The sequence below is a fragment of the Geodermatophilus siccatus genome (assembly GCF_900103785.1).
GTDB lineage: Bacteria > Actinomycetota > Actinomycetes > Mycobacteriales > Geodermatophilaceae > Geodermatophilus > Geodermatophilus siccatus.
Genome location: NZ_FNHE01000007.1, coordinates 61280 through 74792, shown reverse-complemented (window position 1 = coordinate 74792; position 13513 = coordinate 61280). Strand labels below are relative to the sequence as shown.

At 77.2% G+C, this 13513-nt stretch carries 13 protein-coding genes; 6 read left to right on the top strand and 7 right to left on the bottom strand.

The window, feature by feature from the left end; translation table 11 throughout:
- Positions 1–19 precede the first annotated feature (19 nt).
- Genes BLS21_RS14110 through BLS21_RS14100 form a run of 3 tightly spaced genes read left to right on the top strand, consistent with a single transcriptional unit; the run spans position 20 to position 2852 of the window.
- A complete protein-coding gene (locus BLS21_RS14110) occupies positions 20–1126 on the top strand; it encodes a LolA-like protein (protein ID WP_091219387.1) in 1107 nt (368 codons plus the stop codon).
- Positions 1123–2043: an ABC transporter ATP-binding protein gene (locus tag BLS21_RS14105; RefSeq protein ID WP_091219385.1), complete on the top strand. Its 921-nt coding sequence runs from the start codon at positions 1123–1125 to the stop codon at positions 2041–2043. Before BLS21_RS14110 ends, BLS21_RS14105 begins: the two co-directional genes overlap by 4 nt.
- On the top strand, positions 2040–2852 hold the full coding sequence (locus BLS21_RS14100) for an ABC transporter permease (protein WP_091219382.1): 813 nt from the start codon (positions 2040–2042) through the stop codon (positions 2850–2852). The genes BLS21_RS14105 and BLS21_RS14100 overlap by 4 nt, the downstream gene beginning before the upstream one ends.
- Positions 2853–2868: 16 nt before the next feature.
- Here BLS21_RS14100 and BLS21_RS14095 read toward each other — a convergent pair whose 3' ends face one another.
- Positions 2869–3678: a lipase family alpha/beta hydrolase gene (locus BLS21_RS14095; RefSeq protein WP_091219379.1), complete on the bottom strand. Its 810-nt coding sequence runs from the start codon at positions 3676–3678 to the stop codon at positions 2869–2871.
- Between the two features lie 57 nt (positions 3679–3735).
- Between BLS21_RS14095 and BLS21_RS14090 the strand changes: the two genes are divergently transcribed.
- The 3 genes from BLS21_RS14090 (at position 3736) to BLS21_RS14080 (ending at position 7615) form a co-directional block, all read left to right on the top strand.
- Positions 3736–4392, top strand: a complete 657-nt coding sequence (locus BLS21_RS14090) for a CDP-alcohol phosphatidyltransferase family protein (RefSeq protein WP_091219377.1) — start codon at positions 3736–3738, stop codon at positions 4390–4392.
- Between the two features lie 134 nt (positions 4393–4526).
- On the top strand, positions 4527–6509 hold the full coding sequence (gene ftsH, locus BLS21_RS14085) for an ATP-dependent zinc metalloprotease FtsH (protein WP_091219375.1): 1983 nt from the start codon (positions 4527–4529) through the stop codon (positions 6507–6509).
- A gap of 131 nt (positions 6510–6640) precedes the next feature.
- Complete coding sequence (locus tag BLS21_RS14080) at positions 6641–7615, top strand: carbohydrate kinase family protein (protein WP_091219373.1); 975 nt, start codon at positions 6641–6643, stop codon at positions 7613–7615.
- Between the two features lie 66 nt (positions 7616–7681).
- On the opposite strand, the gene BLS21_RS14075 is transcribed toward BLS21_RS14080, so the two are convergent.
- The 6 genes from BLS21_RS14075 to BLS21_RS14050 all read right to left on the bottom strand — a co-directional run bounded on the left by BLS21_RS14075 (position 7682) and on the right by BLS21_RS14050 (position 13415).
- Positions 7682–8332 (bottom strand): flavin reductase family protein, encoded by a 651-nt coding sequence (locus BLS21_RS14075; RefSeq protein WP_217636131.1) that lies wholly within the window; start codon positions 8330–8332, stop codon positions 7682–7684.
- Positions 8333–8629: 297 nt separating this feature from the next.
- Positions 8630–9733 (bottom strand): glycosyltransferase family 2 protein, encoded by a 1104-nt coding sequence (locus tag BLS21_RS14070; RefSeq protein ID WP_175479570.1) that lies wholly within the window; start codon positions 9731–9733, stop codon positions 8630–8632.
- Positions 9734–9806: 73 nt separating this feature from the next.
- The gene (locus BLS21_RS14065) at positions 9807–10619 is read right to left on the bottom strand and encodes a carotenoid biosynthesis protein (RefSeq protein WP_091219371.1); all 813 of its coding nucleotides are present in this window, start codon (positions 10617–10619) and stop codon (positions 9807–9809) included.
- A complete protein-coding gene (locus tag BLS21_RS14060) occupies positions 10616–12250 on the bottom strand; it encodes a phytoene desaturase family protein (protein WP_091219368.1) in 1635 nt (544 codons plus the stop codon). The genes BLS21_RS14065 and BLS21_RS14060 overlap by 4 nt, the downstream gene beginning before the upstream one ends.
- A gap of 68 nt (positions 12251–12318) precedes the next feature.
- Positions 12319–12906 (bottom strand): GNAT family N-acetyltransferase, encoded by a 588-nt coding sequence (locus tag BLS21_RS14055; protein WP_091219366.1) that lies wholly within the window; start codon positions 12904–12906, stop codon positions 12319–12321.
- Positions 12903–13415 (bottom strand): YbaK/EbsC family protein, encoded by a 513-nt coding sequence (locus BLS21_RS14050; RefSeq protein WP_091219364.1) that lies wholly within the window; start codon positions 13413–13415, stop codon positions 12903–12905. The genes BLS21_RS14055 and BLS21_RS14050 overlap by 4 nt, the downstream gene beginning before the upstream one ends.
- Positions 13416–13513: the final 98 nt, after the last annotated feature.

The window sequence follows — 13513 nt, the reverse complement described above, 5'->3', positions numbered from 1 at the left end:
CGCTCGTACCGTGGGGTGCATGGCGGCACGGGGGCGAGGCGCGCTCGCCCGGTGGGCTGCCGTCGGCCTGCTCGTCGCGGCGCTGGTGGCGCTGCCGTCGGTCGTCGCGGCGCTCCCGGCGGACGACGTGGACGTGCCCGCGGCCGAGCTCCGGGCCGCGGTGCTGGCCAGTGCGGGCGTCGGCTTCTCCGGCTACGCGGTCTCCGCCGGCGGCCTGGCCCTGCCGGTGTCCGAGCGGCTCACCGACGTCGCCGACCTGTTCAGCGACCGGACGCTGGTGCGGGTGTGGTGGCGCGGCCCGGAGGACCACCGGGTCGACGTGGTCACCGCGGCGGGGGAGACCGGCGTGCACCGCGACCCCGGCGGCACCTGGACCTGGGACTTCGAGGCCGGCACCGCCACCCGTGGCGCCCCGGCGTCCCTCGCGCTGCCCACCCCGCCGGACCTGCTGCCCGCCGCGCTCGGCCGGCGGCTGCTGTCCGAGGCCACCGACGACGAGCTCTCCCGCATCGGCGCCCGCCGGGTGGCCGGCCGCGACGCCGTCGGCCTGCGGCTGGTGCCCGCCGAGCCGGCCGCGTCCGTGGGCCGGGTCGACGTGTGGGTCGACCCCGCCAGCGGGCTGCCGCTGCAGGTGCAGGTGTTCGCCGAGGGCGCGGACCTCGCGGCGCTGGACACCCGCTTCCTCGACCTGGACCTCGCCGTCCCCCCGGCGGACGTCGTCGCCTTCACCCCGCCGCCGGAGGCCACCCTGCTGACCGCGCCCGACACCGAGGGGCTGATCGCGCAGGCCGAGGAGCGGGCGCCGGACGTGCGGCTGCCCGGAGAGCTGGCCGGCCTGCCCCGGCGGACCTCCGCGGGGGTGCCCGACGCGGTGGGCGTGTACGGCCGCGGCGTGACCCTGCTGGCGGCCGCGCCCGTGCCGGGCCGGCTGGCCGGGGGGCTGCGCGAGGCGCTGACCGCCAGCCCGGACGCCGTCACCGACGCGCTCGGCACCCGGGTCGCCGCGGGTCCGCTGGGGCTGATGCTGGTGACCCCGCCCGACGGCCCGGCCTACGTGCTCACCGGCACGGTCACCCTCGACGCACTGGCCGACGCCGCCCGCCGGCTGCCCGGGGCGGCCTCGTGAGCGCGGTGATCCGCACCCGGGGGCTGGTCAAGCGCTACGGCCGGCTGCGCGCGGTCGACGGCATCGACCTCGACGTCCGCGCCGGCGACGTCTACGGCTTCCTCGGCGCCAACGGCTCGGGCAAGACGACGACGGTGCGGATGCTGCTGGGCCTGGTGCTGCCGACCGCGGGCGAGGTCGAGCTGCTGGGCGAGCGGATGCCGCGCGCCGGCCGCCGGGTGCTGCCCCGGGTGGGCGCCCTGGTCGAGGGGCCGGCGCACCACGGGCACCTGTCCGGCCGGGCCAACCTCGCGCTGATCGACGCGGCCGGGCCGGGCGGCTCCCGGCGCACCCGCCGTGCCCGCATCGAGGAGGTGCTCCAGCAGGTGGGTCTCGGCGGCATCGACCGCCGGCCGGTGCGCGCCTACTCCCTCGGCATGCGGCAGCGGCTCGGGCTGGCCGCCGCGCTGCTGCGCCGCCCGGAGCTGCTGGTGCTCGACGAGCCGACCAACGGCCTGGACCCGCAGGGCATCCACGAGATCCGGGACCTGCTGCTGGAGCTGCACCGCGGCGGGACGACGGTCTTCCTCTCCAGCCACCTGCTGGCCGAGGTCGAGCAGCTGTGCACCCGGGTCGGCGTGCTGGACCGCGGCCGGCTGGTCCTGCAGGACGAGCTGGCCCGGCTGACCGCGCCCACCGGCGCGACGGTGGTGGACACCCCGGCCGCCGACCGGGTGCGGGCCGTGCTCGACGGCCGGGTGCTCGGGGTCGAGGGCTCGCGGGTGGTGGTGCGCGGCGCCGACCCGGCCGAGGTCAACGCGCTGCTCGTGGCCGCGGGGGTGCCGGTGACCGGGCTGGCGCTGCAGCGGCCCACCCTGGAGGAGGTCGTGCTCGCCGCGGCCGGCACCAGCGCCGACCGGGTGGAGGCGGCCCGGTGATCGGCGTCGAGCTGCGCAAGCTGTTCCGCCGTCCGCGCACCTGGGTGACGATCGCCGTCCTCAACGCGCTGCCGGTGCTGGTCGCGGTCCTGGTGCAGCTGACCGACCTGGCCCCGCGGCCGGGGGAGGGCCCGCCGTTCCTGTCCGCGGTCCTCACCAACGGCGCGCTGTTCCCGCTGGCGGCGCTGGCCATCGTGCTGCCGCTGTTCCTGCCCATCGCGGTCGCCGTCGTGGCCGGGGACGCCGTCGCCGGCGAGGCGCAGGCCGGCACGCTGCGCTACCTGCTGGTCCGCCCGGCCGGGCGCACCCGGCTGCTCGTCGCCAAGCTGGTCGCGGTCATCGCGTTCGTGCTGGTCACCGTGCTGGTGGTGGCGGGCGTGGGCTACGTCGTCGGGACGACGCTGTTCGACGCCCAGCCCGTCGGCGGCGGGACGTCGGTGTCGGGCACCTCGCTGTCGCAGCAGGAGCTGGCCGGCCGCAGCCTCATGGCGATCGGGTACGTGACGGTCTCCATGCTCGGCGTCGCCGCCTTCGGGCTGTTCTTCTCCACGCTGACCGACTCGCCGCTGGCCGCCGCGCTCGGCGCGCTGGCGGTGCTGGTGACCTCCTCGCTGCTGTTCACCCTGGACGCGGCCTCGCCGATCGCGCCCTACCTGCCCACCCGGTACTGGCTGGCCTTCGTCGACCTGTTCCGCGATCCGATCCTGTGGCGGGACGTCGTCCGCGGGCTGGCGCTGCAGGGCGTGTACGTCGGCGTGCTGCTGGCCGCGGCCTGGGCGAACTTCACCACCAAGGACGTCACGAGCTAGGAGCAGGACCGCCTCGTCACCCGCCGAGGCGGGCGCAGTCGTCGGGGCCCAGCGCGGCCGGCGGCGCGGCGCCCAGCTCCTCGAGCACCATCGCCTGCACCAGCGGGTGGCGCGGCAGGTCGCCGTGGCCGACGCGGGCGCCGGGGCAGACCGACTGCACCGGCAGCTCCAGCGCGCCCTCCAGCCGGGCGGACTCCGGCGGGGTCACCGTCTCGTCCTGCGCGGTCCAGATCGAGATCCAGGCCGGCCCCTCCGGCGTCTCGTCGCCGGCGTTGAGGCCGGCGAGCAGCGGGCTCGCGGTGGTCAGCTGGCGGCAGGCCTCGGGGCACTCCTCCGGCGCCACCCGCCCGGCCAGGTCGGCCAGCGTGGTGCCGTGGTGCGGGGAGCCGAGCGTGACGATGCGGCGGGCGACGGCCGCGCCGCCGTCGGCCACCCACAGCCGGGCGGTGACGCCCCCGGCGGAGTAGCCGACCACGTCCACGCTCTCGGCGCCGGTGCGCTCCAGGGCCGCGTCGGCGGCCTCGCCGAGCGCGTCCGCCGCGGCGCCGAGGTCCCCGGTGCCGGCGCCGGGCACGTCGACCACGGTGGCGTCGCGTCCCTCGGCGGTCAGCCGGTCGGCCAGCGGCTGCAGCGCCGCGGTCGAGCCGCCGTAACCGGGCACGAGCAGCACCGGGCCGGGTGCGTCCTGCGACACCGGCTCGCGGCCCGCGGCGCCCGACGGCCGCCCCAGCAGCAGCGCCGCGCCGGTGACCAGGACGGCGACGACCGCGAGGGCCAGGACGGTGACGACCAGGCGGCGTCGGGCGGGGGAGAGACCGGCGAGCACCCCTCCACTGTCCCCGGTCCGCCGCGCCTGGTGGACTGCGCTGGTGGAGCGGGCGCCGTGCTGAGCCGCGAGGAGTACCTCGCCGCCTGGTCGACGTGGCACGGCGGGGCCGACCCGGCGGCCAGCCGGCTGGTGCACGGCTGGCTGTCCGGCGTGTACGCGCTGGCCCGGCGGGTCGCCGGGCTGCCGCCGGTCGCGGTCACCGCCGCGGGGCTGCTCGTCGCGGTGGCAGCCGTCGTCCCGGCCGCGGTCGGTGGCCCGTGGCCGGTGCTCGCCGGCGTGCTGGTGGGGTTCTCCGCCGTCCTGGACGGGCTCGACGGAGCGCTGGCCATCGCGACCGGGCGGGCCTCGCGCCGCGGCTTCGTCCTCGACTCGGCCGTCGACCGGCTCAGCGAGGGGGCGTTCGCCGCCGCGCTCTGGGTGGCCGGCGCCCCCGGCTGGCTGGCCGCGGCGTTCGGCGGGCTGTGCTGGCTGCCGGACTACCTGCGGGCCCGGGCCGGGCAGGCCGGCGTCACCGAGACCGGGGAGCTGTCGGTCTGGGAGCGCCCCACCCGGGTCGCCATGACCGGCTTCACCCTCGGCGGGGCCGGGGTGGTGGCCGGCCTCGGCTGGTCCGCGGCGGTGGTCACCTGCGGGACGGCGGCCGGCTGCCTGCTCGGCGTCGTCGGCGTCGCCCAGCTGGGGACGGCGCTGCGGCGGGCGCTGGCCGATTGAAGGACCCCCTGCCCCGCCGCTCGCGAGCTCGCGGCGGGACCCTGCAGGGGGCCGGACGCCGGCTGCGGGGACTGCTGAGCATCCTGGGCGGGGTAGGAGGGGAGTGATCCCGTCGAGCCCAGCGGAGACCGCAGATGGACGACCGACCGACCCGGCCCTCGGGTGCCACCCGTCGCGGCCGGCCCAGCCCGCAGCCGGAGACCCGGGCCCCCGAGCGCCCCTGGCGCACCGAGGGCGTGCCGCCGGGCCAGGACGACGGGGACCGGCCCTCGCGCTTGCGGCGGCTGCGCCCGCTCGCCGTCGCGCTGCTCGCCTACGTGCTGCTGTTCGGCCTGGTGACCTGGCAGGACCAGGGCGACGCGCCGGTCCCCGTCTCCTACACCGAGTTCTCCGACCAGGTGGACGCGCGCAACGTGGCGGAGGTCTTCGCCCGGGGGTCGACGATCCAGGGGGAGCTGCGGGCCGCCCGCCCCGTCCCCGGCAGCTCGGGTGAGAACTACAAGCAGTTCGCCACCGAGCGCCCGACCTTCGCCGAGGACGACCTGCTCACCCGGCTCGAGGACGCCGGCGCCACGGTCAGCGCCGAGCCGGTGGTCGAGCAGCGCGGCGCGCTGTGGAACCTGCTGATCTCCTTCGCCCCGATCCTGCTGCTCGTCGCCTTCTACTGGTGGCTGTTCCGGCGTCAGCGCCAGCTCGGCGCCGGCCTGTTCGGCGGCGGGAGCAGCAGGCGCAAGCCGGTCGACCCGGAGAGCGTCCGGGTCACGTTCGACGACGTGGCGGGCATCGACGAGGTCGAGGCCGAGATCAGCGAGGTAGTGGACTTCCTGCGCAACCCGGACAAGTACCGGCGGCTGGGCGCCCGGGCGCCCAAGGGCGTCCTGCTCGCCGGGCCGCCCGGCACCGGCAAGACGCTGCTGGCCCGCGCCACGGCGGGAGAGGCCGGCGTGCCGTTCTTCTCGGCCAGCGCGTCGGAGTTCATCGAGCTGATCGTCGGCGTCGGGGCGCAGCGGGTCCGCGAGCTGTTCGCCGAGGCGCGCAAGGTGGCACCGGCGATCGTCTTCATCGACGAGATCGACACCATCGGCCGGTCCCGCGGCAGCGCGGTCGCCACCGGCGGACACGACGAGCGGGAGCAGACGCTCAACCAGATCCTCACCGAGATGGACGGTTTCTCCGGCGCCGAGGGCGTGATCGTCATGGCGGCCACCAACCGGCCCGACGTCCTCGACCCCGCCCTGCTGCGTCCCGGCCGCTTCGACCGCACCATCACGGTCAACCCGCCGGACCTCGACGGTCGCTACGCGATCCTGCAGGTGCACGTCCGCGGCGTCCCGCTGGCCGACGACGTCGACCTGCACCAGGTCGCCGCCGTCACCCCTGGCATGACCGGCGCCGACCTGGCCAACCTGGTCAACCAGGCGGCCATCGGCGCCGCCCGCCGCGGTGCGGACACGGTCTCGGCCCGCGACTTCGGCGAGGCCCTGGAGCGGATCCAGCTGGGTGCCGAACGAGATGTCGTGATCCCGCCCGAGGAGCGCCGGCGCACCGCCTACCACGAGGCCGGCCACGCCCTGCTGGGCATGCTGCAGCCGGGTGCCGACCCGGTCCGCAAGGTCACGATCATCCCCCGCGGCCGGGCGCTCGGGGTCACCCTCTCCACCCCGGAGGCCGACCGCTACGGCTACGACGAGCGCTACCTGCGCGGGCGCATCACCGGCGCGCTGGGCGGCATGGCGGCCGAGGAGGAGGTCTTCGGCGTGGTCACCACCGGCGCGGAGAACGACCTGGAGAACAGCACCCGGATCGCCCGGGCGATGGCCGGCCGGTGGGGGATGTCGCAGCGCGTCGGTCCGGTCTCCGTCCTGCCCCAGGACGCCGACCCGCGGCTGGCGGGCGTCTCCGACGCCCTGCTCGACACCGTCGACGAGGAGGTGCGCCGGATCAGCGAGGAGTGCTACGCCGAGGCCCGCAGGCTGCTGCGGGAGAACCGGGACCGGCTCGAGGCCATCGTCGAGAGGCTCCTCGAGCACGAGACGCTCGAGGAGCCGGAGATCTACGCCGCTGCCGGCATCCCCCGGCCGAGCGGCCGCCACCTGGGCGCGACCGTGCCGGCGTGAGGACCCGGCGGGCACCGGGCCCACCGGCCGACGCCGTCCGGCGGGCGCGGAACGCGGCTCCTAAGGTGTTGGGGTCGTCGTCCGACGTCCACCGGGCGTCTCGCTGCACGCCACCCCGAGGGAGCGTCCCCGTGCCCGTCGCCGTCACCGGCTCCATCGCCACCGACCACCTGATGACCTTCCCGGGGAAGTTCACCGAGCAGTTCGTCGAGGGCCAGATGGAGAACGTGTCGCTGTCGTTCCTGGTCGACGACCTGGTGCAGCACCGCGGCGGGGCCGGCGCCAACATGGCCTACGGGCTGGGGCTGCTCGGCCTCGCCCCGGTGCTGGTGGGCGCCGTGGGCAGCGACTTCGCCGACTACGACGCCTGGCTCACCCGGCACGGCGTGGACACCGCGAGCGTGCACTGGTCGGAGTTCAAGCACACCGCTCGCTTCGTCTGCACCACCGACGCGGTGAACAACCAGATCGCGTCGTTCTACTCGGGCGCGATGTCGGAGGCCTCCTCCATCGAGCTGGCCCCGGTCGCCGACCGCGTGGGCGCGCTGGACCTGGTCGTCGTCGGCCCCAACGACCCGACGGCGATGGTGCGGCACACCCGGGAGTGCCGGGACCGCGGCTACGCGTTCGCCGCCGACCCCAGCCAGCAGCTGGCCTGGGCCGACGGCGAGATGATCCGCGACCTCGTCGACGGCGCGGACCTGCTGTTCACCAACGAGTACGAGGCCGCGCTGCTGCTGCAGAAGACCGGGTGGAGCGACGCCGAGGTGCTCGACCGGGTGGGCACCTGGATCACCACCCGGGCGGCCGACGGCGTGCTCGTGCGGCAGGCCGGCGCCGAGCCGATCGAGGTGATCGCCGTCCCGGAGACCAAGCCGGTCGAGCCCACCGGCGGCGGCGACGCGCTGCGCGCCGGGTTCATCGCCGGCCGGGCGTGGGGGCTGGGACTCGAGCGGGCCACCCAGCTGGGGTCGGCGGTCGCCACCGAGGCCGTCGAGGTCATCGGCACCCAGGAGTACGAGCTGCGGCGCGAGCCGTTCCTCGAGCGCTTCGCCGACGCCTTCGGCGCCGACGCCGCCGAGGAGATCGCCGCGCACCTGCCGTGACGTGGTCGGCCTACCGGCCGACACCGCGGCCAGGTGCCGTCCCCGGCCAGGTGCCGTCCCCGGCCGCTACTGGCCGCGGAGCTCCTCGCCGATGGTGGGGTCCTCGGTCCAGCGGCGGTAGGGGATCCGCTTGATCTCGCGCACCTCGCCGAGCGCTGTCCACTGGTTGCCGCCCAGACGGGCCAGCGGCCGGAGCCGCTCGATGCGCGGCCGTCCGCCCTCGACCGCGTCCTCCCACACGCTGATCAGCTCGACCCGACCGAAGACCACCGTGCTGTCGCCCAGCCGCACCGTCGAGTGCAGCGTGCACTCCACCGCGACCGGCGACTCCGCGACCCGGGGGACGCCGACCCGCTCGCTCGCCTCCAGCGCGACACCGACCTCCTCGGCCTCGCTGACGCCGTGCGGGAAGTCGGTGCCCGTGGCGTTCACCTGCTCGAACAGCCACTCCGGCGTGAGGCTGACGGTGAACTCGCCGGTCGCCTCGACGTTGTCCAGCGTGTCCTTGCGGCCCACGGAGGTGAACTGCACGACCGGCGGGACGACGCACGCCACGGTGTAGAAGGAGTGCGGCGCCAGGTTCACCACGCCCTCGGCCGAGCGGCTGGCCACCCAGGCGATCGGGCGGGGCACCACGACGGAGTTGAGCACCCGGTAGAAGGCGCCGCCGTCCATGGCTGCCGGGTCGAAGTGCACGCGCGCGTTCGGGCTGGTCACCCGGTCATCCTCGGCCACCCCCGGTCGGGCAGCGAGGCCAGGGCGGTCGGGCGGGTCGGCCACCAGACGGCCGTCGCGTGGCCGACCGCGACCGCGAGCTGCCACGGCCAGGGCGCCGCCCCTGGCGAGTTCACCTGCACCCCGTCGTCGGGGACCACGACGGCGTCAGCGGCGGCAGGCCGTGCGCGGCGGCCACGAGGACGACGCGCCAGGCGAGGGCACCGCGCCGGTCCCGGCGAGGGCGCGGCCGACGGTGCTCGGGCCGCCGGGAGGCCCTGACGACGGCACCGGGCGTTCCTACAGGGCGCGCCCCCGCCACGACAGCGTGCCCCGCCGCCGCCCGCTCACCGACCCGGCCAGCAGCACGTCGAACAGCAGCATCGACAGCGGGTGCGCCAGTGAGTCCGGCCAGACCCGGCTGCCGGTCGCCGCGGCCGACACCGCCCGCCCGGCGACCCCCGCCGCGTAGCCCACCAGGCCGGCCCGCGACCCGCGCACCGCGGCCAGCGCGGGCAGCACCCACACCGCGGTCAGCCCGGCCGCCACGGCCACGCCGGCCCCCGGCGACCCGCCGACCGAGGCCCACAGCGACTTGGCGTAGCCGGCCCGCAGCGCCGGCCAGCCGTCGTACATCCGGCAGGCGGCCAGCCGTGACCCGTCGACCGGCACCGCCCGGCCGCCGGCCCGCTTCACCGCCCGGGCCAGGGCGACGTCCTCGATCACCTCGCCGCGCACCGCGCCGTGCCCGCCGGCCCGCGCGTACGCCGCCCGCCGGACGACGAGGAACTGCCCGTTGGCCGCGGTCAGCGACGGCCGCCGCGAGCGCTCGGCCAGCCGCACCGGCAGCGTCGTCACCCACAGCCACGGGCCCAGCGGCTGCACCAGGCGCTCGGCCACGCTCGCGGTCACCGGCCGCGGCCAGGGGGAGACCAGGTCCAGGCCGTGCGCGTCGAGGACGGCGACCGCGCCGGCCACCGCGTCGGGGAACAACCGGACGTCGGCGTCGAGGAAGACCAGCACGCCGTCGTCCGCGTCCGCCGCGAGGTCGGCCCCGGTGGCGCAGGCGTGCGGCTTGCCCAGCCAGCCCGGCGGCGGGTCGGCCGCGGCCACCAGGCGCACCCGCGGGTCGGCGACCGCGCGCACGACGTCGGCGGTGCCGTCGGTCGAGCCGTCGTCCACCACGACCACCCGCAGGTCCGGCACGCCCTGCTGGGCCAGCACCGCGGCCAGGCAGCCGCCGACCTGCTCCTCCTCGTCACGCACCGGCAGGACGACGGTGACCGGCCGGCGCACCGGCGGCGGCCCCGTCGGGGGACGGCGCAGCAGCGCCACGTTGACCGCCGCGTGCAGCGCCCCGGCGACCGCCGCGCCGGAGAGGACCCGCAGCAGCCGGCCGCTCACGAGTCCTCCTCGCGGTACTCGTCGGCCGCGTTCGCGGACGCTGCTGTGCCCATGGTCGCGCTCGCGAGCTCGCTCACCGTGTCCCGCGGGCCTGGAGCGTCAGCGCCAGCAGCACCGGGACGGCGAGCAGCACGCCCCACACCGCGGACCCGGGCAGCCCGAGCCAGCCGGCGTGCGCCAGCGCGCCGCCGAGGGTCATCCAGCCCAGCACCAGCAGCGGGGCGCCGTCGCCGGTGCGCGGCGGCGCCAGGGCGGTGCCGGTGACCAGCAGGTCGAGCAGCGCCATGAGGACCAGCCCGGCCAGCAGCCAGCCGGCCAGGTTGGTCAGCGGCACCGTGTCGATGCCCGGCAGCCCCGGCCGCGGGTGCGCCCAGGTCCAGTAGCCGGCCTGCACCATCTGCGGGTCGAGGACGACGTCCCACCCCGCGAACACCGCCGCGGCCACTGCCACGCGGGCCGGGCGCCGGCGTCCGGCCCGCACGTCACGGGTCAGCCGGCGGGCCAGCAGCCAGCTCGGCCAGGCCATCATCAGCCAGGCGAGCGGCACGAGGAACGGGACGCCGAGCAGCGTGGGCCCGAGGTCGTCGCTGTAGGTGTACTCGCCGTACGGGAACCCGGTGGCCAGGCCGACCGCCTCGAACACCACGGCGGTGGCCGCGGTGACCAGCAGGACCCCGGCCCCGGTGCGGGCTCCCCGGCTGACCGTCGCGTGCACCACGGACACCGTCGAACCGAGCAGCACGATCAGCCAGGTGACCGCGTCGCGGACTGCCCCGCCGTCGTCGGTCAGCGGATACGCGATCGCGGTGAGCACCAGCAGCACCGCCGGCGCCCACGGGAGCGCGGCCGGCCGGTTGCCCGGCCGCGCGGCGAGCAGACCGCTCACCGGCGCACCCGGGCCAGCCCGCGCCGGAGGGCCTCCCGCGCGCGGACGGGCACGCTCCGGTCGCCGAGCACGACGCGGGCCGCCGTCCGCCCGGAGTTGCCCGACACCCCGCCGCCGGGGTGGGTGGAGGCGCCCGCGAGGTAGAGGCCGGCCAGGCCGGGCACCCGGTAACCGGACAGGGCCGGCGTCGGCCGGAAGGCGAACATGCTGGCCAGCCCCATCTCCACGTGCATGACGTTGCCACGCAGCAGCGACAGTTCCCGCTCGAGCAGCAGCGGGGTCTGCACGTACGTCCGCTGCACCGAGGCGGCGAAGCCGGGCGCGAAGCGGTCGACGGCGGCGACCAGCCGCATCGCCTCGGCCTCGGCGAGGGCGTCCCAGTCCCCGCCGTCGGCCAGCGCGTAGGGGTACCACTGGCCCCACACGGTGACCACGTGCTGCCCGGGCGGGGCGAGGGTGTCGTCGGTCGCCGAGAAGCACATCGCCAGCGGCACCGGCTCGCGGGGCAGCCGGCCGGCCAGCCAGTCGCCGTGGGCGGCGGCCAGCTGCGCGCGGTCGGTGCACAGCAGCTGCAGCCCGCCCAGCGCCGCCGCGGGGGCGGCCCCCGGGTAGGACGGCGGGGCGTCGGTCAGCGCCCGCACCACCAGGCCGAAGCCGTTGCCCACCGGCGGGGCGGCGTCGGCCAGCGCCGGCGGGGCGTGCTTCCCGGCCAGGTCGCGGGTGGTCAGCACGTGGCAGGCGGCGACGACGACCGGGGCCGCGACCCGCCGTCCCGACGCCGTCTCGACGCCGGTCACCCGGCCGTCCTCGACCAGCAGCCGGGTCGCGGCGTCCCCCAGGGCGACGTGCCCGCCGTCGGCCTCGAGCCGGCGGCGCAGCGCCTGGGTGAGCCCGCCGGAGCCGCCCACCGGGTGGCCGGGCGGGACGTCGTGCAGCAGCGTCGCCCAGGCGACCATCGCCGCGGTGCCCGGTTCCGACACCGGCGGGCCGGACTGCGCGCCGAACCAGGCCAGGGCCGCCTTGAGCCGCTCGCTGGTGAACCACCGGTCGAGCAGCGCGTCGCCGGAGCCGAGGAAGTCGACGGCGAGGTCGCCGCCGGGGGTGCGCGGCCGGCCGTCGGCCGGGGCGCCGAGCGGCCAGAAGGAGCGGGCCAGCCCGCCCACCGTCGGCCGCCGCGCGAAGGAGCCGACGACGGCGCGGCTGCGCGGGGCCCACACCTCGACGAAGCGGCGGTAGGCGGCGGCGTCCTCGGGGCCGCAGGCGTCGGCGATCGAGGCGCAGGTGGCGTCCAGGTCGACGGAGAACACCAGCGGCCGGCCGTCGGGGCCGGGGTCGCCGGGGAAGGGGGCGGGCGCGAAGCCCCACGGGTCGCAGTCGACGTAGCGCAGGCCGTGCGCCGCGAGGTCGAGCTCCTCGACGATGCCGCTCTGCCGGACGATCACGTGCGCGCTGGAGCCGCGGTCGACCCGCACGCCCGGCCAGCGCTCCACGGTCGAGACCGCGCCGCCGAGCACCTCGTCGCGCTCGAGGACCTCCACCCGCAGCCCGGCGCGGGCCAGGTAGCAGGCGGCGACCAGCCCGTTGTGCCCGGCGCCGACGACGACGGCGTCGACGGGGGTGTCGACGTCCACGGCCTGCTCGCCGGCGCTCGTCGGCCGTGGCGGCCCTGCTGCGCCCCTGGGTGAGCTCGCGAGCTCGCTCACGTGCGGTCGGACCGCGGTGCCGGGGGCGGCAGCGGCAGGCGGGCGCCGAGGATGGCGAAGGGGCGCGAGTCGCCGGGGAAGCGGTGGTTGCGGGCCAGGTCGACGAAGCCGTCGGCGTGGTACAGCCGGAAGGCCTTGGTGTCGTTGTCCGGGGTCGACAGCAGCGCCGCCGGGTAGGGCAGGCCGGCCACCAGGGCGTGCAGCAGCTGGCGGCCCAGGCCGCGGCTCTGGTGGGCGGGGTGCACGTGCAGCTCGCAGACCTCGAAGGCGCCGGGCAGCCAGCGCTTCGCCGTCCGCCGGTCGAGCGCGGCGCGCACCTGGTCGTGCCACCACTGGCCGGGCGCGACCAGGTAGCCGTAGCCGAACCCGACGAGGACCTCCCCGTCGGGGGTCTCCACGAAGGCGCCGACCGCGCGGAACCCGGGGCGCTCGGTGTGCTGGATGGCGTAGCCGTACCGCCCGGCGACCACCGAGGGGCTGTAGCCCATCGCCTCGCCGTAGATGGCCAGGGCCTCGTGCATGTGGTCGCGCAGCCAGCCGGTGGGCAGCTCGGTGACCCGCGCCGCGGGCGTCGTCCCGGTCACGAGGACACCTCCTCGGGCAGCGCCACCGGGTCGTCCCCGACCTCGGCGGCGGTCCCGCCGGTGAGCCGCAGCAGCTCCTCGTAGCTGGTCGGGAAGACCGCGTGCGGGTGTCCGGCGGCGGCCCAGACCCGGTCGTGCCGGGCCAGCTCGACGTCGACCAGCGTGCCGATCGGCTCGGGGTGGCCGATCGGGGCGACGCCGCCGATCGGCTGGCCGGTGTGCCGGCGCACGAAGTCGGGCGACGCCGGTCGCACGTCGCGGACGCCGAGCAGCCCGGCGACCCTCGTGACGTCGACCCGGTGGGCACCGCTGGTGAGGACCAGCAGCGGCGCGCCGTCGACGTCGAACAGCAGGCTGTTGGCGATGGCCCCGACCGGGACGCCGAGCTCTCCGGCCGCCTCGGCGGCGGTGCGGGCGCTGCCGGTCAGCTCGAGCACCTGCCCGGTCGCGCCGGCCTCGGCCAGGAGGGCGGAGATGGCGGCCACCCGCGGGTGCTCGGGTCGGCTCATGCGTCGATCCTGCCATCGGCCGGGGCGGTCCGCTGCGGGCCCGGGCTCCCCGTGCGGCGGGCGCACCCGGCCGCACGCCCCGCTTGACGTCGTCGGTG